The organism is uncultured Brevundimonas sp. (assembly GCF_963977465.1).
In the GTDB taxonomy this organism is placed as follows: Bacteria; Pseudomonadota; Alphaproteobacteria; order Caulobacterales; family Caulobacteraceae; genus Brevundimonas.
This window is the reverse complement of record NZ_CAXBOQ010000001.1, coordinates 152,892-178,701: the sequence shown is the minus strand read 5'-3', so window position 1 is coordinate 178,701 and position 25,810 is coordinate 152,892. Positions and strand designations below refer to the sequence as shown.

At 66.2% G+C, this 25,810-nt stretch carries 27 protein-coding genes; 17 read left to right on the top strand and 10 right to left on the bottom strand.

The genetic code is table 11. The features are described from left to right. The first annotated feature begins 9 nt into the window (after nucleotides 1–9). Nucleotides 10–375 (top strand): VOC family protein, encoded by a 366-nt coding sequence (locus tag AAC067_RS00940; RefSeq protein ID WP_339928636.1) that lies wholly within the window; start codon nucleotides 10–12, stop codon nucleotides 373–375. A 109-nt stretch (nucleotides 376–484) separates the two neighbouring features. Here the strand turns inward: AAC067_RS00940 and rnd are convergent, their stop codons facing one another. Next, entirely contained in the window at nucleotides 485–1,642 is a 1,158-nt protein-coding gene (rnd, locus tag AAC067_RS00935; RefSeq protein WP_339928634.1) for a ribonuclease D, read from the bottom strand. Between the two features lie 79 nt (nucleotides 1,643–1,721). On the opposite strand from rnd, the gene purM reads away from it, so the two are divergent. The 4 genes from purM to AAC067_RS00915 all read left to right on the top strand — a co-directional run bounded on the left by purM (nucleotide 1,722) and on the right by AAC067_RS00915 (nucleotide 6,957). Further along, entirely contained in the window at nucleotides 1,722–2,759 is a 1,038-nt protein-coding gene (gene purM / locus AAC067_RS00930) for a phosphoribosylformylglycinamidine cyclo-ligase (protein ID WP_339928632.1), read from the top strand. Nucleotides 2,760–2,833: 74 nt separating this feature from the next. After that, nucleotides 2,834–4,219 carry a M28 family metallopeptidase gene (locus AAC067_RS00925; RefSeq protein ID WP_339928630.1) on the top strand — a complete coding sequence of 462 codons (1,386 nt, stop codon included), beginning with the start codon at nucleotides 2,834–2,836 and terminating at the stop codon, nucleotides 4,217–4,219. After that, complete coding sequence (purN, locus tag AAC067_RS00920; protein WP_339928628.1) at nucleotides 4,219–4,815, top strand: phosphoribosylglycinamide formyltransferase; 597 nt, start codon at nucleotides 4,219–4,221, stop codon at nucleotides 4,813–4,815. Before AAC067_RS00925 ends, purN begins: the two co-directional genes overlap by 1 nt. A gap of 9 nt (nucleotides 4,816–4,824) precedes the next feature. Further along, a complete protein-coding gene (locus AAC067_RS00915; RefSeq protein ID WP_339928626.1) occupies nucleotides 4,825–6,957 on the top strand; it encodes a M13-type metalloendopeptidase in 2,133 nt (710 codons plus the stop codon). Between the two features lie 82 nt (nucleotides 6,958–7,039). On the opposite strand, the gene AAC067_RS00910 is transcribed toward AAC067_RS00915, so the two are convergent. After that, nucleotides 7,040–7,693, bottom strand: coding sequence for a YoaK family protein (locus AAC067_RS00910; protein WP_339928624.1), 654 nt, complete (start codon nucleotides 7,691–7,693; stop codon nucleotides 7,040–7,042). Between the two features lie 91 nt (nucleotides 7,694–7,784). Continuing rightward, nucleotides 7,785–8,204, bottom strand: coding sequence for a nucleoside-diphosphate kinase (ndk, locus tag AAC067_RS00905; protein WP_300445610.1), 420 nt, complete (start codon nucleotides 8,202–8,204; stop codon nucleotides 7,785–7,787). A gap of 94 nt (nucleotides 8,205–8,298) precedes the next feature. On the opposite strand from ndk, the gene AAC067_RS00900 reads away from it, so the two are divergent. Beyond that, complete coding sequence (locus tag AAC067_RS00900) at nucleotides 8,299–10,188, top strand: ABC-F family ATP-binding cassette domain-containing protein (RefSeq protein ID WP_339928622.1); 1,890 nt, start codon at nucleotides 8,299–8,301, stop codon at nucleotides 10,186–10,188. Between the two features lie 30 nt (nucleotides 10,189–10,218). Here the strand turns inward: AAC067_RS00900 and AAC067_RS00895 are convergent, their stop codons facing one another. From AAC067_RS00895 to AAC067_RS00880, 4 genes are read right to left on the bottom strand one after another with little or no spacing between them, the layout of a single operon-like run. Continuing rightward, nucleotides 10,219–10,500, bottom strand: a complete 282-nt coding sequence (locus AAC067_RS00895; protein ID WP_339928620.1) for a hypothetical protein — start codon at nucleotides 10,498–10,500, stop codon at nucleotides 10,219–10,221. 13 nt (nucleotides 10,501–10,513) lie between these two features. Continuing rightward, complete coding sequence (locus AAC067_RS00890) at nucleotides 10,514–10,828, bottom strand: hypothetical protein (RefSeq protein ID WP_339928618.1); 315 nt, start codon at nucleotides 10,826–10,828, stop codon at nucleotides 10,514–10,516. A gap of 2 nt (nucleotides 10,829–10,830) precedes the next feature. Continuing rightward, entirely contained in the window at nucleotides 10,831–11,280 is a 450-nt protein-coding gene (locus AAC067_RS00885) for a DNA polymerase III subunit chi (protein ID WP_339928616.1), read from the bottom strand. Between the two features lie 16 nt (nucleotides 11,281–11,296). Beyond that, entirely contained in the window at nucleotides 11,297–12,772 is a 1,476-nt protein-coding gene (locus AAC067_RS00880; protein WP_339928614.1) for a leucyl aminopeptidase, read from the bottom strand. Between the two features lie 140 nt (nucleotides 12,773–12,912). Here AAC067_RS00880 and AAC067_RS00875 point away from each other — a divergent pair, with 140 nt between their 5' ends. The 6 genes from AAC067_RS00875 (at nucleotide 12,913) to rsmA (ending at nucleotide 21,163) form a co-directional block, all read left to right on the top strand. Continuing rightward, nucleotides 12,913–14,049, top strand: a complete 1,137-nt coding sequence (locus AAC067_RS00875) for an LptF/LptG family permease (protein WP_339928612.1) — start codon at nucleotides 12,913–12,915, stop codon at nucleotides 14,047–14,049. Continuing rightward, the gene (gene lptG, locus AAC067_RS00870) at nucleotides 14,046–15,191 is read left to right on the top strand and encodes an LPS export ABC transporter permease LptG (protein WP_339928610.1); all 1,146 of its coding nucleotides are present in this window, start codon (nucleotides 14,046–14,048) and stop codon (nucleotides 15,189–15,191) included. The genes AAC067_RS00875 and lptG overlap by 4 nt, the downstream gene beginning before the upstream one ends. Before the next feature lie 33 nt (nucleotides 15,192–15,224). Continuing rightward, nucleotides 15,225–17,732 (top strand): LPS assembly protein LptD, encoded by a 2,508-nt coding sequence (gene lptD, locus AAC067_RS00865; RefSeq protein WP_339928608.1) that lies wholly within the window; start codon nucleotides 15,225–15,227, stop codon nucleotides 17,730–17,732. A 78-nt stretch (nucleotides 17,733–17,810) separates the two neighbouring features. Then, nucleotides 17,811–19,145 (top strand): peptidylprolyl isomerase, encoded by a 1,335-nt coding sequence (locus tag AAC067_RS00860; RefSeq protein WP_339928606.1) that lies wholly within the window; start codon nucleotides 17,811–17,813, stop codon nucleotides 19,143–19,145. Beyond that, nucleotides 19,145–20,146: a 4-hydroxythreonine-4-phosphate dehydrogenase PdxA gene (gene pdxA, locus AAC067_RS00855; protein ID WP_339928604.1), complete on the top strand. Its 1,002-nt coding sequence runs from the start codon at nucleotides 19,145–19,147 to the stop codon at nucleotides 20,144–20,146. The genes AAC067_RS00860 and pdxA overlap by 1 nt, the downstream gene beginning before the upstream one ends. A 195-nt stretch (nucleotides 20,147–20,341) precedes the next feature. Continuing rightward, a complete protein-coding gene (gene rsmA / locus AAC067_RS00850) occupies nucleotides 20,342–21,163 on the top strand; it encodes a 16S rRNA (adenine(1518)-N(6)/adenine(1519)-N(6))-dimethyltransferase RsmA (RefSeq protein WP_339928602.1) in 822 nt (273 codons plus the stop codon). On the opposite strand, the gene AAC067_RS00845 is transcribed toward rsmA, so the two are convergent. Beyond that, the gene (locus AAC067_RS00845; RefSeq protein WP_339928600.1) at nucleotides 21,117–21,470 is read right to left on the bottom strand and encodes a hypothetical protein; all 354 of its coding nucleotides are present in this window, start codon (nucleotides 21,468–21,470) and stop codon (nucleotides 21,117–21,119) included. The genes rsmA and AAC067_RS00845 overlap by 47 nt on opposite strands. 117 nt (nucleotides 21,471–21,587) lie before the next feature. Here AAC067_RS00845 and AAC067_RS00840 point away from each other — a divergent pair, with 117 nt between their 5' ends. The 5 genes from AAC067_RS00840 to AAC067_RS00820 all read left to right on the top strand — a co-directional run bounded on the left by AAC067_RS00840 (nucleotide 21,588) and on the right by AAC067_RS00820 (nucleotide 24,836). After that, complete coding sequence (locus AAC067_RS00840) at nucleotides 21,588–21,959, top strand: endonuclease domain-containing protein (protein WP_339928598.1); 372 nt, start codon at nucleotides 21,588–21,590, stop codon at nucleotides 21,957–21,959. A gap of 238 nt (nucleotides 21,960–22,197) precedes the next feature. Next, on the top strand, nucleotides 22,198–22,800 hold the full coding sequence (locus tag AAC067_RS00835) for an SDR family oxidoreductase (protein ID WP_339928596.1): 603 nt from the start codon (nucleotides 22,198–22,200) through the stop codon (nucleotides 22,798–22,800). A gap of 105 nt (nucleotides 22,801–22,905) precedes the next feature. Then, nucleotides 22,906–23,088 carry a hypothetical protein gene (locus AAC067_RS00830; protein ID WP_339928594.1) on the top strand — a complete coding sequence of 61 codons (183 nt, stop codon included), beginning with the start codon at nucleotides 22,906–22,908 and terminating at the stop codon, nucleotides 23,086–23,088. A gap of 47 nt (nucleotides 23,089–23,135) precedes the next feature. Then, entirely contained in the window at nucleotides 23,136–24,272 is a 1,137-nt protein-coding gene (locus AAC067_RS00825; RefSeq protein ID WP_339928592.1) for an aminotransferase class I/II-fold pyridoxal phosphate-dependent enzyme, read from the top strand. Nucleotides 24,273–24,383: 111 nt separating this feature from the next. Continuing rightward, a complete protein-coding gene (locus tag AAC067_RS00820; protein WP_339928590.1) occupies nucleotides 24,384–24,836 on the top strand; it encodes a hypothetical protein in 453 nt (150 codons plus the stop codon). Nucleotides 24,837–24,870: 34 nt separating this feature from the next. Here AAC067_RS00820 and AAC067_RS00815 read toward each other — a convergent pair whose 3' ends face one another. Both AAC067_RS00815 and AAC067_RS00810 read right to left on the bottom strand, forming a co-directional pair. Continuing rightward, complete coding sequence (locus tag AAC067_RS00815; protein ID WP_339928588.1) at nucleotides 24,871–25,281, bottom strand: type II toxin-antitoxin system HicB family antitoxin; 411 nt, start codon at nucleotides 25,279–25,281, stop codon at nucleotides 24,871–24,873. Between the two features lie 47 nt (nucleotides 25,282–25,328). Further along, nucleotides 25,329–25,526 carry a type II toxin-antitoxin system HicA family toxin gene (locus AAC067_RS00810; protein WP_339928586.1) on the bottom strand — a complete coding sequence of 66 codons (198 nt, stop codon included), beginning with the start codon at nucleotides 25,524–25,526 and terminating at the stop codon, nucleotides 25,329–25,331. Nucleotides 25,527–25,810: the final 284 nt, after the last annotated feature.

Sequence of the window (25,810 nt, the reverse complement as noted above, 5' to 3'; positions counted from 1 at the left end):
GGCAGTGACATGGCAGTGACCGGAATCGGCGGACTCTTCTTCCGCTGCACGGACCCGAAGGCCCAGGCGGAATGGTACCTGACCCACCTCGGTGTCGGGGCCCCCGAGGGCGTCTGGATCTGGAACCAGCAGGCGGGGCCGACCGTGTTCCAGCCGTTCAAGGCCGACAGTGACTACTTCCCGGCCGACAGGGCTTACATGCTGAACCTGCGGGTCGATGACCTGGACGGCCTGATGGCCAGTTTGAAGGTCGCCGGCATCGAGGTGATCACCAAACCCGAATGGGATGCCATGCCCGAGGTCGGCCGCTTCGCCCGCATCCACGATCCCGAGGGCAACGCCATCGAGCTGTGGGAACCTGCAACGGCCGCCTAGACCATTTTTGTTTCGGGTCGAATCGACCCGAACCCAAAAAATGGTCCAGCATCATGCAGGAGCGAAATCTGAGGCGGGTTGGACAGCGTCCAACCCAACCGATTTCGCTCTAGCCTTCGGCTTCGATCTCGACGACCTCGACCCGCGCACCGTTCAGGACCAGGGCGATCTCGCCGCGCTTGAGCTTGAGCGCGTCCTCGCCGAACAGTTCCCGTCGCCAGCCCTTGAGCGCGTCGACCGGGGCATTGTCGTCCAGGGCGATCTTCTCAAGGTCGGCGACATTGCCGATCAGCTTGGTCGCCACACCGGCGTTGTCCGACTTGGCCTTGAGCAGCACCTTCAGCAGTTCAACCACCGACGGCGGGGCCGGTTGATTGTGGGACGGCCGGTCAAGCTTGGGCGCGTGAGCCTCGGGATCGGCCAGCACCCGTTTCAGTTCGACGATCAGCTCCGCGCCCAGACGCGAGCCACCAAACCCCTTCGGCACCGAGCGCAGCCGGTTGAAGGCCTCGGCGTCGGTCGGGCCCTGGGCGGCGATCTCGTCGATGGCGTCATCTTTGAGAATGCGCCCGCGCGGCTGGTCACGCTCCTGGGCCGCCTGTTCGCGCCACACGGCCGTGGCCTTGAACGCCGCGAGGTATTTGGCCGAATATTTCTTGGGCTTCAGCCGTTTCCACGCCTTGTCCGGCGTGGTGTCGTAGAGGTCCGGATCGATCAGCCCGGCCATCTCCGAGGTGACCCAGCCCAGCCGTCCGGCCTTTTCGAGCCGGTCGCGTAGCTTGGGATAGAGGGTGGCCAGATGGGTGACGTCGCCGATAGCGTAAACCAGCTGGGCATCGCTGAGCGGGCGGCGCGACCAGTCGGTGAACCGGCTGCCCTTGTCGATCTCCTGCTTCAGCATCTGGCGGACCAGAGCCTCATAGCTGACCTGATCGCCGAACCCGGCGGCCATGGCGGCGACCTGGGTGTCGAACATCGGGGCGGGCATGGCCCCCAGTTTGACGAAGATTTCGGTGTCCTGGCGCGCGGCATGGAACACCTTGATGATATCCGGATTACGCAGCAGATCGAGGAACGGCTCCAGATCCAGCCCCTCGGCCAGCGGATCGATATTGGCCTCGTCGGTGGCCGAGGCCGCCTGGATCAGGCACAGCTTGGGCCAGTAGGTCGTCTCCCGCATGAACTCGGTGTCGACGGCGATGAACGGGGCCTTGGCCAGGCGCGCACAGAATTCAACGAGTGCGTCATTGGTGGTGATTGGCGTCATTGGGATGCTATAGCCCCGCGCGAGCCGGTTGTGGCAAGAGCTGCGACAGAATTCCGCCCCCTGATTCAGGCCGTGACCGATGAGTGACACTTCCGAAACCCCGCGTGGCGGCCTCACCTACGCCGATGCCGGTGTGGATATCGATGCCGGCGAAATGCTCGTCGATGCCATCAAGCCGCTGGCCAAATCGACTCGCCGCCCCGGAGCCGAGGCATCGCTGGGGGGATTCGGTGCCCTGTTTGACCTGAAAGCGGCCGGATTCGTCGATCCGCTGATCGTCGCCACCACGGACGGCGTCGGCACCAAGCTGAAGATCGCCATCGAGACCGGGCGTCACGACGAGGTCGGAATCGACCTGGTGGCCATGTGCGTCAACGACCTGCTGGCCCAGGGCGCTGAGCCCCTGCTGTTTCTCGACTATTACGCCACCGGCAGGCTTGAGATCGACGCGGCCCGTCGGGTGGTGTCCGGGATCGCCGAGGGCTGCCGTCAGGCTGGCTGTGCGTTGGTCGGTGGCGAGACGGCGGAAATGCCCGGCATGTATTCGGGCGGCGACTATGATCTGGCCGGCTTCTCGCTGGGCGCCGTCGAGCGCGGCCATGCCCTGCCGTATCTGGACCGTCAGGCGTCCGGCGACGTCATCATCGGTCTCGCCTCATCCGGCCCGCATTCGAACGGCTATTCGCTGATCCGCAAGGTGGTCGAGGCCTCGGGCCTGGCCTGGGGTGATGATGCGCCCTTCGCCAAGGACCGCACCCTGGCCCAGGCCCTGATGGAGCCGACCCGCATCTATGTAAAACCGGTTCTGCCGCTGATGAAGGCCGGCCTGATCAAGGGCGCGGCCCACATCACCGGCGGTGGTCTGATCGAGAATCCGCCGCGCTGCATCGCCGAGGGCCTGCAGGCCGAGTTCGACTGGAACGCCTGGCCCCTGCCGCACGTGTTCCAATGGCTGGGCGAGGTTGGCGGCATCAGCGATCACGAGCTTCGTCGCACCTTCAACTGCGGGGTCGGCTTCATCCTGATCGTCGCCCCCGAGAATGCCGAACCGGTGCTGGCTGGCCTGCTCAACGCCGGTGAGACGGCGTTCGTCTGCGGACAGCTGACCGCCGGCTGACAGCGGCGGGGCGCATTGACCGTCCCGTTCCGTCCCGGCAAGGTCCGCGCCCCGGTATTCAGTGAGGCCCGATTATGCGCGTCGTTTCCATCGCCCTCTTCGGAGCCTGCCTCGTCGCCGCCTCCCCTGCCCTGGCCCAGACCCCGGCAGCGGTCGAACAGCCGCTGCTCCACACCCTGGCCGCCGAGGTTCAGCCGGAGCGGATGCGCGCCGACATCGAGGCCCTGGTGGGCTTCGGCACCCGTCACACCCTGTCCGAAACCCGTTCCGACACTCGGGGTATCGGGGCCGCCCGGCGCTGGACCCAGCGCCAGTTTGAGGCAATGAGCCGTGACTGCGGCGGCTGCCTGACCATCGCCACCCCGTCCGACACGGTGACCGGGCCACGCGTGCCTGTGCCGACCGAGGTGGTGGACGTGCTCGCCATTCAGCGCGGCACCGGCGATCCCAACCGGGTCATCATCATCTCCGGCCATATCGACTCCCGGGTCACCGATGTGATGAACGCCACTTCCGACGCGCCGGGAGCCAATGACGATGCCTCGGGCGTGGCGACGGTGCTGGAGGCAGCGCGGGTGCTGTCGAAACACCGGTTCGACGCCACCCTGGTGTTCGCCGTCCTGTCGGGTGAAGAACAGGGCCTGCTGGGCGGCAAGATCCTGGCGGACTATGCGACCGCCCAGGGCTGGCAGGTCGAGGCCAATCTGAACAACGACATCGTCGGCAATTCCGAAGGTCAGAGTGGCGTGCGCGATACGACGCGGGTCCGGGTTTTCTCGGAAGGCACCAAGACGGTCGAGACCGCCGCCCAGGCCGAGCGCCGGCGCTACAACGGGGGCGAAGTCGACTCCTCGTCGCGCAACCTGGCCCGGTTCATCGATGGCATCGCCGATCGCTATCTGACCAATTTCGACGTCGAGCTGATCTACCGCACCGATCGCTACGGCCGCGGCGGCGACCAGGTCGAGATGCTGCGGGCCGGCTTCCCGGCCGTGCGCGTATCCGAAGGGGCCGAAAACTACGACCGCCAGCATCAGGACCTGCGCACTGAGGACGGGGTCGTCTATGGCGACACTATTGAGGGCGTCGACTTCGACTATCTGGGTCAGGTGGCCCGGCTGGACATCGTCTCCATGGGGGCCCTTGCCTCGGCACCGTCCGTCCCGACCGGCGTGACCATCGCCGGTGCGGTGAAGCCCGACACTACCCTGAGCTGGACGGCAGTCCCCGGTGCGGCCGGCTACCGGGTGTGGTGGCGCGCGACCACGGCCCCGCAATGGACCTGGAGCCGCTGGGCCGGGTCCGCGACCGAACTGGTCCTGCCGGGCGTGGTGATCGACGACTGGTTCTTCGGGGTCTCGGCCGTCTCGGCGGACGGGTTCGAAAGCCCGGTCGTCTTCCCGGGGCCGCCGGGGGCCTTCGTCTCGGTCGGTGACCCTGCACCACGGCCGGGGAACTGATGCCGATCCGCATTCCGGGTCGCCGCCGCGTGGCCGTGCTGATCTCCGGGGCCGGTTCGAACATGGCGGCCCTGATCGCCGCCGGTCAGGCCCCAGACGCCCCGTTCGAGGTCGTGCTGGTGATTGCCAACACCCCTGAGGCCGGGGGTCTGGCGATCGCCGGGGCCGCGGGCGTCCCGGCCCTGACCATCGACCACCGACCGTACGGCAAGGACCGCGCGGCCCATGAACAGGCGATCAACGCCATGCTGGACGAACACGGCGTCGAGGTGGTCGCCCTGGCCGGATACATGCGGCTGCTGACTCCCTGGCTGGTGGGTCGGTGGGCCGGGCGAATGCTGAACATCCATCCCAGCCTGCTGCCCCTCTATCCGGGACTGGACACCCATGCGCGGGCCATTGCCGCCGGGGATTCCGAAGCCGGCTGCACGGTCCATATCGTCACCGAGGGGGTCGATGAGGGCCCTGCCCTCGGGCAGGCCCGCGTACCGGTACGCGACGACGACACCCCGGCGACCCTGGCCGAGCGGGTCAAGGTGGCGGAACACCAACTCTACCCTCACGTCCTGAGTACCTACTGCCGGACCCTGCATTAGCGATTTGTAATGTTTGGTGATCCCGGCCGCCCCTATTCTGTTCGCGACAACCTCATCATTGAACGCAACGACAGGCTGACCATGACCCGACATTCCATCCTTCTCGCCAGTGCCGCGCTCGGCCTGATCCTGTGCACCCCGGCGATGGCGCAGCCGTCCGCCCACGCGGCGCATGCCCGGGCACCTGTCCATGCCGTGATCGGGACCTGGGGCTTCGACCCGGCGTCGATGGATACGACCACCCGGCCCGGCAATGATTTCGACCGCTATGCCTCAGGCACCTGGAAGGATGAGACAACCATTCCGGCCGATCGGGCCTCATGGAGCGTCTGGAACGTCCTGTATGACGAAGCCCAGGAGCAGCTGAAGGCGATCATCGAGAACAGCGCCGCCAACCCCGACTCCTCGCCCGAGGCCCAGCGCATCGGCAATTTCTACGCCAGTTACATGGACGAGGCCCGCGTCAACGCCCTCGGTGCCGCACCGATGCAGCCGGGACTGGCCGCCATCCGTGCCGCTGACAGCCACGCCGCCATCGCCCGACTGATGGGCGAAAGCTTCGGCAAGGCGGGCTCCAGCCTGTTCGCCCTCGATGTATTCGAGGACCTGAAAGATCCCGACACCAACAGCGCCTATATCGGTCAGGGCGGGCTGGGCCTGCCCGATCGCGACTACTATCTGGAAGCCGCCTTCGCCGAGAAGAAGACCGCGTATCAGGCCTATGTCGCCCAGATGCTGACGATGATCGGCTGGGCTGATCCAGACAAGGCCGCCGCCGCCATCGTCGCCTTCGAAACCCGACTGGCCGAAAAACACTGGACCCGCGCCCAGTCGCGCGAAATCGACATGATCTACAATCCGATGACGATGGCCGAGGTCGCGACCTATGCGCCCGGCTTCGACTGGGCCGCCTGGACGAACGGTGCCGGCCTGCCGACCGCCGCCCACACGGTCGTCGGCGAAAAGACCGCCATTCCCGAGCTGGCCCGCATTTTCGGCGAGACCGACCTGGCGACCCTGCAGGCCTATGAGGCTTTCCACTACGTCGACCAGTCCGCGGCCCTCCTGTCGCAACCCTTCGTCGATGCCCGCTTCACCTTCCGCAGCACCGTTCTGAACGGCATCACCGAGAACCGGCCGCGCTGGAACCGGGCCGTTCGCGCCGTCGACGGCTCGATGGGTGAAGCCCTGGGCAAGGAATATGTCCGCCTGCATTTCCCGGCCTCGTCCAAGACCGAGATGGAGGCTTTGGTCGGCAATCTGCGGATCGCCATGACCAACCGTCTGCAGCACCTCGACTGGATGGGCCCCGCAACCAAGGAACAGGCGCTCTACAAGATCGGCAATTTCGGCGTCAAGGTCGGCTATCCCGACCAGTGGCGCAGCTATGACGGCCTCGAGATCCAGGCCGACGACCTGTACGGCAATGTCGAGCGGGCCGGAGCCTTCGAATGGGCGTGGCAGATGGGCAAGCTGACCCGCGCTGTCGATCCGCTCGAGTGGGGCATGACGCCCCAGACCATCAACGCCTACTACAATCCGCCACGCAATGAGATCGTCTTCCCGGCGGCCATCCTGCAGGCTCCCTTCTTCGACCCGGCGGCCGACCCCGCCGTCAACTACGGCGGCATCGGTGCCGTCATCGGCCACGAGATCACCCACGGCTTCGACGATCAGGGCCGCAAGGTCGACGGCGACGGCGTGCTGCGTGACTGGTGGACGGCCGAGGACGCGGCCAAGTTCGAGGCCCGCGCCGCGGTCTTCGGGGCCCAGTACGACGCGACCGAGCCCCTGCCGGGCATGTTCGTGAACGGCGACCTGACCATGGGCGAAAACATCGCCGATCTGGGCGGCTTGCTGTTGGCGCTGGACGCCTATCATCTGTCGCTGAACGGTCAGCCGGCCCCGGTCATCGACGGCTTCACCGGCGACCAACGGCTCTTCCTCGGCTGGGCCCAGGTCTGGCGCGCCAAACAGCGGGACGCCGCCCTGCAGCAGCAGCTGGCGACCGATCCGCATTCCCCCGCTGCCGTGCGGGCCTCGGTTCCGGTACGCAACATCGACGCCTGGTACGCGGCGTTCGGAGTCAGTCCCGGCGACGAACAATACCTCGCCCCCGAGGCCCGCGCCCGCATCTGGTAAATTCTGCCTGATCTGAAACGAGGACGGCCCCGGAACCTCGCCGGGGCCGTCTTCAATTCCGGGATCCCGTCGGGTGGGACAATCAGTCAGTTCGAGCAGTGCGGGCCTCGGCCCGTCCGACCAGGACCGTCAGCAGGACCACGGCTGCCGCGGCGACCCACAGCGCGAGAACGCCATACCGCAGGAACACCACCGCACCCAGCGCGCCACCACAGGCCAGACCGCCCCACAACAGCAGGAACGGGACCCAGTCCCAGCGTGGACCGCCGTGCAGGGCGGTCGCGATCCTCTGGCCGATCCTGACCAGGGTGCCGGTCATATAGGTCAGGCCGACGCCGACCTCCCCATTCTTCTGGAACACGGTATTCTCGACGCCCATGGCCAGAACGACGGCGACCATGCCCGGCCCGTACAGTCCGACGGTGCAGAGCCCCGCCCCGATCAGAAGAAGTCCGGCCTCGAGACCGAGTATCATCGCCCGCCGTCCCTCCCCGAACCGCCGGGCGCAACTCGCCCCCAGAACCACCCCGCACACGAACAGGCCGATCAGGCCGATCGCGATCAGAGCCTGGGTCCATTCACCGGTCGCCAGTCCAACGCCGAACCGGGTCGAATTGCCGCTCATGAAGGAAACGAAGAACCCGCCCAGCGTCAGGAACCCTACCGCGTCGACATAACCGGCGAGCGCCGACAGGCTGGCGGCCAGTAGGACACCGCTATGGCCATAGTCTTTCACGTCGATATCCCCTGCACGGGTGCAGCCTGACACGAAAACGGCCGGATCGTTACCGATCCGGCCGCCTGTCGTTCGATCTGGTGACGATCGCCTAGCCGACGATCTGATCGGCCGTGAAGAACTGGGCGATTTCGATGCCGGCGTTCTCGAGCGAGTCCGAACCGTGGACCGAGTTCTCGCCGATCGACAGGGCGAACAGCTTGCGGATAGTGCCGTCAGCAGCGTCCTTGGGGTTGGTCGCGCCCATGACATCGCGATAGGCGGCAACGGCGTTGGGGCCTTCCAGCACCTGGACGACGACCGGCTCGGCGATCATCTGGCCGACCAGCTCGCCGTAGAACGGACGCTCGGCGTGGACTTCGTAGAATTTCTTGGCCTGGGCCTCGGTCAGCTTGATGCGGCGTTGGGCCACGATCCGCAGGCCGGCACCTTCGATGACAGCGTTGATCGCGCCGGTCAGGTTGCGGCGCGTGGCGTCGGGCTTGATAATGGAGAAGGTGCGTTCGGTCATGGAAAAGGACTTCTTCTGTGGGAGTTTGAAGGTGGCGGGCTTATAGCGGCGCCCTCCCCGGTTTCCAACTGCTGTCCGAAACGTCTTTCCTGCCATGCTCCAGATCACCGACCTGACCTTCAATGCCTGGGGACGCAAGTTCCTGGAAAACGCCTCCGTGAGCCTGCCCCCGGGGGCCAAGGTCGGCCTGGTGGGCCGCAACGGCGTCGGCAAGACCACCCTGTTCAAACTGATCCTGGGCGAACTGGCTGCCGGTGGCGACGAGATCAGCCTGCCCAAGACCGCCCGTATCGGCTCGGTTGATCAGGAACACCCGGCCACGCCGTTCAGCGTGCTCGACACGATTCTTGAAGCCGACGTCGAACGCCATACGCTGATGGGACGGCTGGAGACCGCCCCACCGGAGGAGCTGGGCGAGATCTGGGCCCGGCTGATCGACATCGACGCCGACTCGGCCCCGTCGCGGGCTTCCGAAATTCTGGCCGGTCTGGGCTTCAATCAGGATGACCAGCAACGGCCGATGTCTGAATTCTCTGGCGGCTGGCGCATGCGCGTCGCCCTGGCCGCGGCCCTGTTCGCCGAGCCGGACATGCTGCTGCTCGACGAACCGACCAACTATCTCGATCTGGAAGGTGCTCTTTGGCTGGAATCCCGGCTGGTCAAATATCCGCACACCGCCCTGATCATCAGCCACGACCGTGAACTGCTGAACAATTGCTGCACCCATATCCTCCATCTCGCGAACAAGACGATGGAACTCTACACCGGCAACTACGACACCTTCGAAAAGACCCGCGGTGAGAAGGCCCGACTGCAGCTGTCGGCCAAGGCCAAGCAGGACACCGAACGCGCCCACCTGCAGGCCTTCGTCGACCGCTTCAAGGCCAAGGCCTCCAAGGCGGCCCAGGCCCAGTCGCGCATGAAGCGACTGGCCAAGATGGAGCCGGTGGCCACCACGATCGAGGAACGCGTCGCCCCCTTCACCCTGCCGTCGCCGCCGCGGCCGCTGGCCCCGCCGCTGATCCGGCTCGAGCGCGCCAATGTCGGCTATGAGACCGGCAAGCCCATCCTGCGCAATCTGAACCTGCGCATGGACCTCGACGACCGCATCGGCCTGCTGGGCGTCAACGGCGCCGGCAAGTCGACCTTCGCCAAGATGATCGCCGGGGCCCTGAAGGTGTCCGAGGGCGAACTGCACCGCGACCGCAAGATGCGGGTGGGCTGGTTCCACCAGCATCAGATCGAGGCCATGGACCCGACCGATACGCCGCTGGAGATCATCCGCCGCGCCATGCCGGATTCGACCGAAAGCAGCCGCCGATCGAAATTGGCCCAGTTCGGACTTGGCTATGAGAAACAGGAAACCACGGTCGAGAGCCTGTCCGGCGGCGAGCGCGCGCGCCTGCTACTGAACATGGTGGCCATGGACGCGCCCCACGTCCTGATCCTCGATGAGCCGACCAACCACCTCGACATCGACAGTCGCCGCGCCCTGCTGGACGCGCTCAACCGCTACAACGGCGCGGTGATCCTGATCACCCACGACCGCTCACTGATGGAGCTGGTCGCCGACCGGCTGTGGCTGGCGGCGGACGGGACCGTCAAACCGTATGACGGCGATATGGACGACTATGCCAAATTCGTCCTCGACCGGGCCAAACAGGCCTCGGTCCGCCCGACCCAGGTCAAGGACGAGACAGCGGCCGCGACCGGCGGTGGTGGCGGCAACAAGAACAAGAAAAACAACAAGAAATCCGGCCCCTCGCCCTCGACCCTGCGCCACGGGGTCAAGAAGGCCGAGGAACGGATGACCCAGCTGACGGCCGAGATCGCCCGCATCGACGACGACCTGGCCAATGCGGCGATCAGCAACCCCAGGGCGCTGGAAGGCCTGACCCGCGCACGCGCCAAGACCCAGATGGATCTCGACACGGCAGAACAGGCCTGGGTCTCTGCCGAGGAAGCCCTGGCCGAGGTCTCCTGAGGCAACAGGGGCCGGGACCCCGACTGGCAATCAGCCGCAGTCGACCGACTTGATGATGCCCGTCGCCTCGTCGAAGCGAATGTTCAGTCGATCGGGGTCGTGATCCAACGTGGCGGCGCATGTGGTGCAGACCAGTCGAACATTGGCACCACGCGGAAAGGTCACCGCCCCGATATGGCTGCCGATCAGCGATCGTGAAGCTGCGGCGTCGCAGCGCGCAGGGGCCGGAGCCTCTGTGACCGGAACCGGGGCACAACCCGCCGCCAGGACGACGACACCGCTCAGGATCACGGTAAGGTAAAGCTTGGACATGGGGAGCTTACCTCTAACCACAGCGCACCTGTTCGACCAGATTGGTTTGCGCGTTGAAGAAGATGTTCAACCGGTACGGCGAATAATCCATGGTCACCGGGCAGGTCGTGCAGACGACCCGCCGGTTGATCACATCGACCGGAACGGGGATGTCGTTCCGCGACCGGCCGACCAGCCACTGCAACTCGCCGGCTCGGCACAGGTCGCGCGTCGAATCGTCCGGCATCCGCGATCCCACAGGCTGGCTGCGCTGGGCTTCCTCCACCGCGCGGGGACCCGACTGGTTTGAAACGGGTGTCGACGAACAGCCGGCCAGGGCCAGCAGCACGATCAGCCCGCCTTTTCCCAGCGCCCCTCGGGAGACTGTTTCCAGTAGGCGAGGGTCGCGCCCTGCGCCTTCAACGCCTTCCAGCGCTCGCGTGACCCGGTCAGGGCCTGATCGTTGCGTCCGTCGAAGATGATGAAGCATCGTTCCAATCCATCCGTGACACCGATTTCAGCGCCATCGATCATGAATAGCGCCTGAGCAGCGTTCAGGTTCTCGCCCGATTCGCTCAGCAGGATCGGCTGACGGTCGGCATTCGGCTCTGAAGCCCGGCCGTGAGCCAGAAAACTGTCGTCCCGCCACGTCCACAGATGTTCGTCCAGCGCATCCAGTTGGGCCGGGTCGGACACGTGAATCAGGGCTTTCCAGCCCCGTTCACGCGTCTTTTCCAGCAACCCCGGCAAGACCTGCTCAAGCGTCGACCGCTCGAGATGATAAAACCAGAACTCACACATCACCGCTGTCCGGGCTTCAGCTCTCGTAGGTATCGGCGACCATCCGGTCGAGCGTCCGCACGCCAAAGCCCACGGCACCGTCCGGCACGATGGCGCGCGTCGACTTGTCGGCCCAGGCCACGGCCGCGATGTCGAGGTGCGCCCACGGCGTGTCCTTGACGAAGCGCTGCAGGAACAGGGCGGCCGTGATCGAACCCCCTGCGCGACCGTTGCCCGTGTTCTTCACATCGGCGATCGGGCTGTCGATATGCTTTTCGTACTGCGCCGGCAGCGGCAGACGCCAGAAATTCTCGTCGACCTTGTTGCCGGCAGCGATGATCGGGTTGGCGACCGCGTCTGAGTTCGAGAACACACCGGCGTAGTCCTTGCCGAGAGAGACGATGATCGCCCCGGTCAGGGTCGCCAGATCGATCATGAATTTCGGCTTGAACCGCTCCTGGGTGTACCAGAGGCAGTCGGCCAGAACGAGTCGGCCCTCGGCGTCGGTGTTGATGACCTCGACCGACTGACCCGAGAGGGAGATGACCACGTCACCGGGACGCTGGGCGTCGCCGTCGGGCATGTTTTCGACCAGGCCGATGACGCCGACGGCGTTGACCTTGGCCTTGCGGCCCGCCAGCGCATGCATCAGGCCGGACACGGCGGCCGCGCCGCCCATGTCCCACTTCATGTCTTCCATGCCGTCAGCCGGCTTGATCGAGATGCCGCCGGTGTCGAAGGTCACACCCTTGCCGACGAAGGCGATCGGCTGGTCGCCCTTCTTGCCGCCATTCCACTTCATGATCGCCACCTGGCTGTCGCGACGGCTGCCCTGGCCGACGCCCAGCAGGGTGCGCATGCCCAGTTTCTCCAGCTCGGCCTCGCCCAGCACCTCGACCTCGAGGCCCAGCGATTCCAGCGCCTTGACCCGGCGAGCGAACTCGACCGGATAGAGGACATTGGCCGGCTCGGCGACCAGATCACGGGCGAAGATGACGCCATCAGCCACCGCCGACATCGAGACGAAGGCGGCCTCGGCGGCCTTCACATCGCCGCTGACGATCCGGACCGTGGTGATCGACGGGATCTTCTCGGGTTTCTGCTTGGTCAGATATTTGTCGAAACGATAGGCGGCCAGACGCGTGGCGAAGCCGATGCGGGCTGCCTGTTCGGGCGACAGGGCGGTCGCATCGACCGTCAGCACCGTCGAACCGGACAATTTCGCCGCATGATAGGCGGAGCCGGCGGCGGATTCGATCGCGCCGTCGTTGAGTTTGGCCGCGGCTCCCAGGCCACTCAGCAGAACCGTGCCCGCGTCGATCCCGGTCGGCGCAGCGACCAGCAGGGTGCTGTCGCTCTTGCCGGTGAAGCGGCTGGCGGTCATCGCGCGGGACAGGGCACCGCCGGAGGCCTTGTCATGATCGGCACCCGCACCGATCAGGGCGCGGCCCTCATGAACGAGGAACACCAGAATTTCCGCGGCACCGGCCGCCGAGACAAACTCGACCTTCATTGATTTACTCCAGCCGGAGCGGTTTGCCCCGGTCTTGATTACAGGCAACTGGGCAATCGTGACCGGTTGTCCCGGGCACGTGACGGTGTGTATTAGAGTCCCTCTTTGGCTCGCCTGCAACCGGGCGATTTTTTTCAGTCATGACCCTCATTCAACGCTATTTCTTTCGCCAGATAGCCCTGCCCGTCGCGGCCGCGTGCGCCGCGCTGGTCGGAATCGGCATTCTGAGCCAAAGCCTCGACCAGCTTGAGATCATCGTCGAGCGCGGCCAGAGCGTCTGGGTCATGGTCAAGCTGACCCTGCTGGCGGTGCCGCAGCTGCTGGCGGTGATCCTGCCGATCGGTCTGTTCGTCGGGGCACTCATCTCCCTGACCCGTCTGCAGCGCGAGCAGGAACTCACCGCGGCTTTCGCCAGTGGCGTGACCCGATGGGCGGTGATCCAGCCGGCCATTCTGCTGGCGGCTATCGTGGTCCTGATGACCCTGGCGACCACCCTGGTCCTGCAGCCTGCTGCCCAGCGTCAGGCGCGGGCCGAGGCCTTCGCTATCCGTACCGACCTTGCCGCCCTGCTGGTTGAGGAAGGCCGGTTCGTCCAGGGCCCCGGCGGCCTGACGGTCTATGTTCAGCAGGTCGAGCAGAACGGCTTGATGAAAAACCTGTTCGTCTATCTCGATAACGGCAAGGCAGTGCGAACCTGGGACGCGAACGAGGCCCGCTTTGGCCGCAGTGCTGACGGCGCACCGACCTTGCTGCTGAAGTACGGAACGATGCAGGAATATTCGTCCAAGGGGGTTCTGAACCAGCTCTCGTTCGACAGCCTGCCTTTCGACCTGTCACCGTTCACCAGCACCGACGAAAAGGTTCGCTACAAACCCTCCGACCTGTGGATCGGCCAGCTGTTCAATCCGTCCCCGGCCGTGCTGGCCCGGGTCGGCACGCACGGGGAATTGCTGGCCGAGGCCCATTCGCGCCTGTCCTCACCCCTCTACGCCTTGACGGCCATGGCCATGGCCCTTGCGGCGATCATGGGTGGAGCCTTCAGCCGCACCGGCTACGGTGCCCGGATCGGTAAGGCCGCCGCCGTCTTTCTCGTCGTGCGCGTCCTCGGCTATGTCGTCGTGGCCGCCAGCGCCTGGAACGGCTGGCTGAACCTGTTGCAGTACCTGCTGCCGATAGCCGCCACGGCCGTCGCGCTCCGGCTGGTGTTCATGGCATTGAAGCCGCACCGCCGTCGGACCTGGCCGGCCTGGCGTCGGTTGAAAGCCCGTTTCGCATGATCGCTCCCGCCGTATCCCGGATCGTGGCCGTGCCGGTCAGTCGCGTGCGCCTCGGCAGTATCGAACGCTATGTGCTGGTCCAGCAGATCCGCGCCCTCGGCATGGCCCTGGCGGTGATCGCCGCCCTGGTCATGCTGATCGACTTTGTCGAAATCTCTCGCGGCGTAGGGTCCGACGTCGACCTGTCGGCCCTGCGAATACTCGGACTGATGGTGCTGAAGTCCCCGGCCGTCATCGTTCAGTTGCTGCCCTTCGTGTTCCTGTTCGGCACCCTCGCCGCCTATATCGGGCTGAACCGACGCAGCGAACTCATTGCCATGCGGGCTGCAGGCGTCTCGGCCTGGCGATTTGTGCTTCCGGCCGCCGGTGCGGCCTTCATGCTGGGGATCGTGACCGTGGCGGCACTCGGCCCGGCGGCGGCCTCGGCCGACGGCCTCTTCCAGCGTGAGCGTGGCCGCCTGAGCGGTGGCGCGGCGGGGGCGGACACCTCCGGCGTGGTCTGGTTGCGCGAGGGGGACGGACCGCGCCAGGTCGTGATCCGGGCCGAGCGTCAGGACCGCGCCAACGCCCGCCTGCTGGGCGTGACCTTCTTCATCTATTCGACCGACCCCGAGGGTCGCCGGGTGTTCACCGAGCGCCTCGACGCGGCCTCGGCCAGTCTCAGCGCCGGGCGCTGGCGGTTGGTCGATGCGATCGGGGCCCAGACCGGGCAGCGCGCCGTGTCCTATGCGACACTCGACCTGCCCTCCAGCCTCGCCGACGAAGAGGCGTTCGAACGGTTCGCGCGTCCGCAGTCGACCCCGTTCTGGTCCCTGCCCGCCCAGATCAAGCGTGTCGAAGACGCCGGCTTCTCGTCCACGGCCTACCGGCTGCGGCTCCAGCAACTGCTGGCGACCCCGCTGATGTTCGCCGCCATGTCGATCCTGGCCGCCGCCTTTTCACTGCGGCTGATGCGGCTGGGCGATCTGGCCCGGATGAGTGCCGCCGCGGTCGTTCTGGGCTTCGGCTTCTTCTTCCTCAACCAGTCCGCGGCGGCCTTCGGTTCGGCCGAGGTGATCCCGCCCTTTGTCGCAGCGTGGCTGCCCCCGATCCTGACGGCTCTCGCCGCCCTGACCTTGCTGTTCTATACCGAAGACGGCTAAGCGGACGCTCTTCCGCCCCAGAGTGAATGTCGAATGCAGCGTGACCGCAGCGTCCTGAACAGGAGAGCCCTGCGCCTCCGGCTTCTGGCCGGCACGGCGGCGATACTGCTTGGCCCCTGGATTCCCGCCGCAGCAGCCCAGGCCCAGACTCCGACCCCCGCTCCGGAATCCGCCGCCGAGGCCGGTCCCGACGGCCTGACGCCCCAGGCGGCCTATTTCGACGCTGACATCCTGAGCCGGGAAGGCGACGTCGTCACCGCCGACAGCTATCCGGGCAACCGGGTTCTGGCGCGGTTTCAGCAACACACCCTGCGCGCGGGCAAGGTCACCTATGACCTCGCCCAGGGACTGGCTTCCGCCTCGGGTAATGCGCAGCTGGTGGACCCCGATGGCAACATCGTCTTCGCCAGTCTGCTGGAACTCAATTCCGACCTCCAGACCGGGGTCGCGGTCGACTTCGCCACCCGAATGACCAACGGGGCCAGTCTGATGGCCGCCACCGCCGTTCGGCGCAGCAGCACCGTGAACGAACTCAACTATGCGATCTTCACGCCCTGCCCGGTCTGCAACGCCGACGGCAGTACCCGGACCCCCACCATCTCGATCCAGGCTGAGAAGGTGGTCCAGGACGAGGCCTTGCGGGCCATCCTGTATCGCAACGCGGTCTTCAAGGTCGGGGGCGTACCGGTCTTCTATCTTCCGGTCTTCGCCCACCCCGATCCCACCGTCGAGCGCGCCTCAGGCTTCCTGGTGCCGCTGATCAATTATGACCAAGGTCGCGGCCTCAGCTACGAGCAACCCTATCTGATCGTGGTCTCGCCGTCCGAGGACTGGTTGATCAGCCCCCAGATCAATTCCCGGGTCGCGCCTCTGCTGAACGCCCAATGGCGCCGGCGTTTTGCCAACGGCACTGTCGTCGCCCGGGGTGGCTATACCTACGCCCAGAATTTCGGTGACTTCGATATCGACGGCGACGGCATCGACGATACGCTTGTCCCGCTGGCCGAAGAACACCGCAGCTATCTGTTGGCCCACGGGCGGTTCGATCTGGATGGTCCGTGGCGCTGGGGCTTCACAGCCGAACGGACGTCCGACAAGACACTGTTCGACCGCTACGACATAATCTCCCCCTATCAGGACAACGGGCTCTACTACGGCGATCAGCGTCGTCTGATCAGCCAGCTGTACGCCGAGCGCCAGACACAGAATTCCTATCTGTCCGTTGCAGCCTTCTCGCTCCAGAGTCTGCGGGTCGCCGCGGCCAACGAGGACGCCCCGGGCCTGAACATCTTCGAGAACGACAACAGCCTGCCGATTGTCGCCCCGTTGATCGATGCCCGCTGGGAGCCGTCCGGTCCCCTGTTCGGCGGTCGATTGCGGCTGCGTGGTTCGTCGGTGGCGCTGTTCCGCGACGCCTATGTCGGCGGCCCCGTCCTGCGACCCGAGCAGATCCCGACAGGCTCCACCTTCGGTTTGCCCGGCGTCGACAGCCGTCGAATCAGCGGACAGGCGGAATGGCGACGGACGCTGATCTCGACGGCCGGGGTGCGGTGGGAACCGTTCGTCGACCTGCGTACCGACATCTATTCGGTCGCCGACCTGCCGCCGATGCTTGGCGTCGACAGCGCGACGATCACGCGCGGTCGCGCCACCGCCGGGCTTGATGTCAGCTATCCGCTTGTCCGTCGCTTCGCCGGCGGCGCTGATCTGGTTCTGGAGCCGGTCGGCCAACTGTCGCTGTCCACCGACGCCGATCTCGACCCGCGCATTCCGAACGAAGACAGCCAGACCCTGGAACTGGACGAGAGTTCGCTGTTCCGCGTCGACCGCTTTCCGGGTCAGGACCTCTACGAAGGGGGTCTGCGCCTCACCGCCGGCACCCGCGCCACGCTGAACTGGGCCGGCGGACGACAGGCCAGCCTGTTCGTCGGCCGCAGCCTGCGATTGGACGAGGAACCGGCCTTTCTTGTCCCCGTGCCCGACGCGCCCACGCAACTTTATGATCCGACCGGTCTGGCCGAAAAATCATCGGACTGGGTGGTCCAGGGCAGTTTCACCCCCTCGGACCGGGTACGCGGCTGGGGTCATGCGACGGTCGACAGCAGTGGCAGTATCCGGCGCGCCGAACTGACCGTCGACGGGCGCTGGGGACGGCGCAACCAGGGCAGCCTGACCTATATCGTCGACCGTTCCGACCCACTGCGGCGGCTGAACCCCTATCCGAATCCGTTCGATCCGGCCGGACCGCCGATCCAGCAGTCGCTGAATCGCAACTACGAGTTCGTCCAGCTGGCGGTCCAGCAGTTCGTCCGTGGCAACTGGGGCGTGACCGCGACCGGCATCGTCGATCTGGAGCGAAATCTGATCACCCGTTCCGAAGTGGGCCTGCTTTTCGACGACGATTGCTTCCGTTTTGAGCTGGGCTTTCGCCGGGACAACACCCGCGTTCGGCCCAGTGGTCCGTCGGAAGGTGTCTATGTACGCCTAAACCTCGCCACTTTCGGCGGTTCAGGTTATGGACAAAGCGACAGGCGTTGGTAGCGACGCCGATAAGGTGCGCAGGCCGTTGACGATCCCTTCGGATCGATGCGTTGCCGCCTTAAGGAATCAGGACTGACGATGCGTTTTAAGCGTTACACGACGGGCGTCGCCATCGCCGCGCTCCTGGCCGGCTCGGCCTATGCCCAGACTCCGGGACAAGCCCCGATCGCCGCGGGAACCCTGAACCCGGCCTCGGAAGAAGCACCGGTTCGTCCGGTCGCGGCACCGGAATTCCGGATGGCGGACGGTATCGTCGCCACCGTCAACGACAGCATCATCACCGGTTTCGACCTGCGCCAGCGCATGTTGCTGGTCATCGCCATGACCCAGGTCCAGCCGACGGATGAAAACATTCAGTCAATCCAACAGGAAGCGCTGAACGTCCTCATCGACGAGCGTCTGCAGGCCCAGGAAATCGCGACCTACAAGGATCTCATCGTCTCGGACGCGGAAGTGGACGCCGAGATCGCGGCCATGGCCCAGGAAGTCGGCACCAATGCCGAGACCTATCTGAGCTTCCTGGCCGAGGGCGGCATTCGCCCCCAGACCTTGCGGGAACAAATGCGTGTCTCGATCGGCTGGCGCGCTCTGGTCGGCGGACGCTTCGGCACCCGGGCCCGGGTCAGTCGGGGTCAGGTCGATCAGGTCATGCGCCAGTTGGCCGAGTCCGCCTCCAAGCCCCAGTATCTGATCGGCGAAATCTATATCGAAGCCGCCCGCGTCGGCGGCCAGCAGCAGGCGCTGGATGGCGCGGCCCAGTTGGTCCAGCAAATGGTCCAGGGAGCCCCGTTCCAGGCCGTCGCTCAGCAGTTCTCGGCTGCACCTTCGGCTGTGCGCGGCGGTGACGCGGGCTGGGTGGTGCAGGGGACGGTCCAGCCGGCGCTGCAGACGGCGCTGGACCAGCTCGACGTCGGACAACTGTCGCGGCCGATTCCGGTCGAGGGCGGGGTCTACATCGTCTACATGCGCGACAAGCGGGACAATTCGGCCAGCAGCCTGGTGCAGCTGAAGCAGGTGATGGTGCGGTTGCCGGAGACGGCGAGCGAGGCCGAGGTGATGGCGGCAACGGCGCGGCTGACGGCGCTGCAGCCGCAGCTGACATGCGACAACATGCTGGCGCGGGCCACCTCGGAAGAGGGCCTGCTCGGCGCGGACCTGGGCGAGGCCGAGGTGCCCAGCCTGGCCCCGCAGTTCCAGCAGGTCGCGCGCTCGGGGGCCATCGGTTCGATAAGCACGCCGCTGCGCACGCCGCTGGGTGTGCATCTGGTGGCCGTTTGCGGCCGTCGCGCCGGCGGGGTCGAGGCCCAGTCCTATCGTGACGTCGAGAACCGCCTGCGCGGCCAGAACCTGGCCATGCTGGGCCGTCGCTACATCCGTGACCTGCGCGCCGACGCCCTGATCGAGATGAAATAGTGGCCGGGCCCCTGCCGCCGCTGGCCCTGTCGCTGGGCGAGCCGGCGGGTGTGGGGCCCGAAATCGTCGCCGCCGCCTGGACCGCCTTGAAGGCCGAAGGGCCGGTCTTCGCCGTGATCGGTGACGCAGGCCTGCTGCGCGCCCGCGAGGTGCCGGTGGTCGAGATCACCGCCCTGTCCGACGCGCCCGGCGTGTTCGCCCGCGCCGTACCGGTACTGCACCATCCCCTGCCCGCCCCGGTGCGTCCGGGCCGGCCCGAGCCGGCCAATGCCGGGGCCGTGGCCGACGGGATCGAGCTGGCGGTCAACCTGGCCATGTCCGGTGAGGCCTCGGGCGTGGTCACCGCCCCGATCGCCAAGGCCCCCCTGTACGCCGCCGGCTTCCGCTTTCCCGGCCATACCGAATTCATCGCCGAACTGACCGCCGACCTGCCGTTCCGCGGCACGCGCGGCCCGGTGATGATGCTGACCGCACGCGACCTGCGCGCCTGTCTGGTGACCATCCACGCGCCGCTGTCGGAGGTGCCGCAACTGGTCACCATCGAACGGGTGTGCCGCACCGCCCGGGTCGTGCACGAATCGATGCAGCGCGACTTCGGCATCGCTCGCCCCCGGCTGGCGCTGGCGGCGCTGAACCCGCACGCCGGTGAAAGCGGATCCATCGGCCTGGAGGAGATCGAGGTGCTGGCCCCGGCGGTGAAGACCCTGCGCACCGAAGGCATCACCATCAGCGACCCGACGCCCGCCGACACCCTGTTCCACGACGAGGCCCGGGCCCGCTATGACGCGGTCATCTGCCTGTATCACGACCAGGCCCTGATTCCGGTCAAGACGCTGGACTTCTGGGGCGGCGTCAACGCCACCCTGGGCCTGCCCATCGTCCGCACCTCGCCCGACCACGGGACCGGCTTCGACATCGCCGGACAGGGGGTGGCCCGGGCCGACAGCCTGATAGCGGCGATCCGGCTGGCCGGGGTGATGGCGGCGGCAAGGGCCCTATAAAACCGCTCATCCCCGCGCAGGCGGGTTGATCGTCTCCTCCCTGTTGCGCAGCAATGGGGAGGTGGATCGACGGCGAAGCCGGCGAGACGGAGGGGTAGGTAGTTCGCGCGGCCTGTTCCCCTCCACCGCTTCGCGGTCCCCCTCCCCATTTCATGGGGAGGAGACGGGCGGCGGGCGGTGCGCTAAGTCCCCCCAATGACCAACCTCCCCTCCCTGCGTGAAAGCCTCGATGCCCACGGGCTGCTGGCGAAGAAGAGCTTCGGCCAGCATTTCCTGCTGGACCTGAACGTTACCCGCAAGATCGTGCGGCTGGCCGGACCATTCGAGGGACGGGCGGTGATCGAGGTCGGGCCGGGACCGGGCGGACTGACGCGGGCGTTGATCGAGAGTGATGCGGGCAAGGTGGTGCTGATCGAGAAGGATCCGCGCTTCCTGCCGCTGCTGGCCGAGCTGGACAGGCCCGAATTCGGGGGCCCCGGGCGGCTGGTCACCGTCGAGGCCGATGCGTTGAAGGTGGATGAGGCGACGCTGGTCGCGGGCCCGGCCCATGTGGTGTCGAACCTGCCCTACAATGTCGGCACGCCGCTGCTGATCAAATGGATCACCGGGCCGTGGCTGCCGCACGCGCTGACCCTGATGTTCCAGAAGGAGGTGGCCGAGCGTATCGTCGCCGCCCCGGGCGAGGATGCCTATGGCCGGCTGGCGGTGATCGCCCAGGCGGTGTGCGAGGCGCATATCGTCATGCATCTGCCGGCTGCGGCCTTTACCCCGCCGCCCAAGGTGGCCAGCGCTGTGGTGCATCTGATCCCCCGTCCCGACCGGCCCGACCGGACGACGCTGAAACGGCTGGAGACGGTGACGGCGGCGGCCTTCGGTCAGCGGCGCAAGATGCTGCGATCGAGCCTGAAACAGCTGGGCGGGGCGGCCCTGTGCGAGGCGGCCGGGGTCAATCCCGACGCCCGGGCCGAGGTCATCGACGGTGCGGGATTTTTGCGGCTGGCCGGAGCGTTGCGTTAGGCCCCCGCCCGGCGCGGCGGATAACGGACGACGTCGGGTCCTTCCGAAGACTGCCGACCATGGCGTCGCCGAGATAGATGGTCGCCATGGTGCTGGAGGGGTGTTCGCCCATCATCCAGCGGGCGTGTTCACAGGCGGCGTCGATCCCGCCCGCCTCGACGATGTCCATGAGCGGGACCGTCGAGTTCCCGAGTTCGATGTAGCAGACGTATTCCACAGCACGACCCCCACGACCGTTCAGGCGAGAGCAGACGAGCGACGTCTCCCAGCCGCTGACACCTGATCCAACAATCAGCGGTATGTCCACTATGTGTCCTTACCGACTTAAAGGCGAGTCCTCCCGATCCTCCCCCGCAGGGGGAGGGGGACCGCGGAGCGGTGGAGGGGGAATGACAGCTGCGTCATTCCCGGATAGATTGCACACATGGAAGCGCCCGAACTCACCGTCCGGCGCGCGCGGGAATTGCGCCGCAGGATGAGCCTGCCGGAGGTTCTGGTGTGGCAGGCGATCCGGGGCGGGAAACTCGGTGTGCGCTTTCGTCGTCAGCACCCGGTCGGTCCATGGATTCTCGACTTCTACTGCCATGCGAGGCGGCTGGCCGTCGAGATCGACGGCACAACCCATGATCATCCGGACCGGGTCGCGTTGGACCATCGCCGGACTGTCTGGCTGCAGAAGCGGGGGATACAGACGCTCCGGATCGCGGCGTCCGAGGTGCTGGGGAATCTGGACGGGGTGCTGGAGGGGCTGAAGGCAAGGGTTGAGGCGGGCCACGCTTTGCCAGAGGCGGATTGATCGTGTGGCTGAAGACCCCCTCCACCATCCTTCGGATGGTCCCCCTCCCCCGTTGGGGGAGGAATGGGCCGGGAGATCCTCCCCCGCAGGGGGAGGGGGACCGCGAAGCGGTGGAGGGGGCGGGTCGGCGCGGATAGTTCGGGCTTACAAGGCGCGACAAGGGGCAACGAACCGGCTCTGAGTAACGTTGAAGGAAGGCTGGACCACCCCGGTCCGGACTGAATTCGTGAGATGCTCCATGCACGTCCTCGTCGCCGGTGCGACCGGCAAGACCGGCCTTCGTCTGGTCCGTGAACTTCAGACGCGCGGTCACCAGCCCGTCGCCCTGGTGCGGGAGGGGTCGGACACCGCCGCCCTGCCCGAAGGTGCCACGCTGCGTCGCGGCGATCTGACCAATCTCGATACCGACGTCTGCGACGGCTGCGACGCGGTGGTGTTCGCGGCCGGGTCCGGCGGGTCCACCGATGACGCCATGACCGATAAGGTCGATCGCGACGGGGCCATCCGCCTGATTGATCTGGCCAGCGACGCCGGGGTCGACCGCTTTGTCATGCTGAGTTCGGTCGGGGCCGACGATCCCGACCCGGACAGCGACCTGGCCCACTATCTGCAGGCCAAACACGCGGCGGATGAACATCTGAAGGCGTCGGGCTTGAGCTATGCCATCGTCCGTCCGGTGGCCCTGACCGACGACGACGGCGGGGGCGACGTCCGCTTCGGCGACGCGGTCGACGTGCGCGGCAAGGCCGCCCGGGGCGATGTCGCAACGGTTCTCGCCCAGGCCGTGACCGACAGCGACTGGACCGGACAGACCCGGACGATGGAGTCGGCCCCGGCCTGACCGGCCGAGCGGGCACCGGGCCCTCGTTTTCTTCACCGCCCGACTCGCCGGTACGATTCGGGCAGGGCCGCAGGTTCAGCGCGGCCACAGACGAAAGGGAAAGTCATGTCGACCTGCAAGGATACCACCGGCGACACCTGGGAAATCTATATGGGGGCGGACGGTCACCGATGGCGGCGGACCGCCGCGAACGGACGGATCGTCGGTGCCGCGACCCAGGGCTATGCCAACCTGCAGGACTGCATCGACAACGCCAAACGCAACGGGATGACCTGCGAACCGTCCTAGGCCGCGCTCATCTTGGTGCCCCCCGGGTCCTGTGGGATACCCGCTCCATGTCCACCGGAATCGAACCGTTTCGCGCCATCGCCATCAGCCGGCTGGCCCATGCGCTGAAGGCCGAGGGGCGCGGCATCATCCATATGGAGTTCGGCCAGCCCTCGACCGGGGCCCCGGCCGCCGCCATCGCCCGCGCCCACGACGTGCTGGACAGCGACGGCATGGGCTATTGGGAAAGCCCGCTGCTGAAGGTGCGGATCGCGCAGCACTATCAGGACCGCTATGGCGTCACGGTCGCGCCCGAGCGGCTGCTGCTGACCTGCGGCGCGTCACCGGCCCTGGTGCTGGCCCTGACCTCGCGTTTCGCGCCCGGTGACCGGATCGCCATGGCCCGGCCCGGCTATGTCGCCTATCGCAACGCGGTGCGCGGCCTGCGCATGACGCCGGTCGAGATCGGCTGCGGCCCCGAGGAACACTATCAGCTGACGGCGCGAGCCCTGGCGGCGCTGGAACCGGCCCCGGCGGGGGTGATCATCGCCAGCCCGGCCAATCCGACCGGATCGATCATCCCGGCGGCGGAACTGGCGGCCATCGCCGCCGTCTGTGCCGAGCGCGGTATCACCATCATTTCGGACGAAATCTATCACGGGCTCAGCTTCGGCGCGCCGACGCCGTCGATGCTGGAGTTCACGCCCGACGCCCTGGTGATCAACAGCTTCTCGAAATACTGGAGCATGACCGGCTGGCGGCTGGGCTGGCTGCTGGTGCCCACCGACCATGTCGACACGGCCAAGGCCTATATCGGCAACCTGTTCCTGACCCCGCCGTCACTGAGCCAGCACGCCGGTCTGGTGGCCATGGACCAGACCGAAGAGCTGGAGGGTCATGTCGCCGTCTATCGCCGCAACCGCGAGCTGATGCTGGCCGCCCTGCCCGCCCTGGGGCTGAAGACCATCGCCCCGCCCGACGGGGCCTTCTACATCTGGGCCGACATCGGCCACCTCAGCCACGACAGCCTGGCCTTCTGCGAAGTCCTGCTGCGCGACACCGGCGTGGCCACGGCCCCCGGCGTCGATTTCGACCCGGTCGACGGCGGCCATTTCATCCGCATCAGCTTCGCCGTGTCCACGGCGGAGGTGGAAGAGGCGTTGAAGCGGATGGTGGTGTGGTTTGGGGCGCGGAAGGTGGAGTGACGGTGGGCAGAGCGAACGTTCGTCGACAGGGCCCGCTGGCTCCATATTGATGGCAATCCCATCCTGAAAATCGGGTGGGCGACTGTGCAACGGACCGTAGATCGCCCATAGATGAAACCGACCCGTTTTCTGTCCGGCACGGAAAAATCAATCGGCTTTTCTTCGCCCGCAGGAGCTACCGACTGCATGACGGCAGAATCTGATGGCGAGAATTCCGGAAATTACTCGAAGACTGTCGAGTTCGCAGTCGCTGCTGCAGTGTTTGTCGTTTGCGCGATGTTTTTCGGTCTTTCGCGTGCGCTGCTTCTAACGACGGCAACGGGCGTTGTTTTCATAGTCACCACGGAAAAGTGGCACCTTGCATCACGACCCTGGTTTATCATTTTGATGGCGAGCGTCTGGATATCGCATGTTTCGGCAATCATGCTCTTTGATGTTCCCAGTCATATTCAGGGAGCCGCCCTGCTTGTTCCAATCATGGTTGTCGAAGCCATTGCGCTGTTCCTGCTGGTTTCTGCGATAGAAAAGCGCACCGAAAAGCCCCACGCTGACGGCAAGAATTAGCGGAGACCAGGTCGGGCCCCCGCCCCCTCACCCGTCAGGCCAGTTCCGCCAGCCTGTCCTCGGCCAGTTTCTCGACCAGGGCGGAGCGGGAAATACCCAGTCGGCTGGCCGTGGCGTCGATCGCCGCGAGAATGCCGGAGTCGAGCGACAGATTGGCCTTCACTGACCGTCCCAGCTTGCGCACCAGGGTCACGCTGCCAAGCGTCGCGCCGGCGGCAAAATCCTCGGCGAACCGCACATCAGCCCGGATCGCGTCGGGTGAGCGAGGCTCGGGAATGGCCCGGCCCCGGGCGTTGGCGATTTCGACCCACTGACGCAGGGATTCGACGGCGTTGGTGAGTGCTTCATCGATCGTTTCACCCATGGCGGTGCAACCGGGCAGATCGGGAAAGATGACGCCATAGGCCCCGGCCGTTCCATCGATCAAAACTGTATATCGGCTCATGACGGCGACTCTGGCTGACGGGAAGATCGGGGCTTCCCCTGGGATGACTAACGGGCGACGGACGACCAGCCCGCGACCCGCGCAATGGCCCGGGCGACACCCGGTGACAGGTCCTTGTGCCGGGGTACGATCGCCGGATAGTCGAAGTCCGGGTGGGTGTAGGCGTCGTGCTTCTTGCCGCCTTCGTTCGTCCATCCCTCTTTCGCGAGACGCCGAACGATCCTGGCGCGGTTGACTTCCAGCATCGCGAAGATCGCCCCTCCATGCGTAGGATAATGCGCCTGAAAACCTGAAAAGTCCATAACTGTAGGCGCACATTTGTGCGCACGGCAGTTCCGCGTACCGACCACCCCATCGACGACACACCCGACGCACCGCCCCGGCCACACCCGCTACCTCATCCACAAATGCGACCTCCCCGGCCAGAATCCGCGCTTCTCTACGCTACAGACCACTGATCCAACGCGCCTTTCTCCGCCAGCCCGCCAAATTTCCCGCCCCGGTCCGGGTCTGGGCGATACTGGGGGCA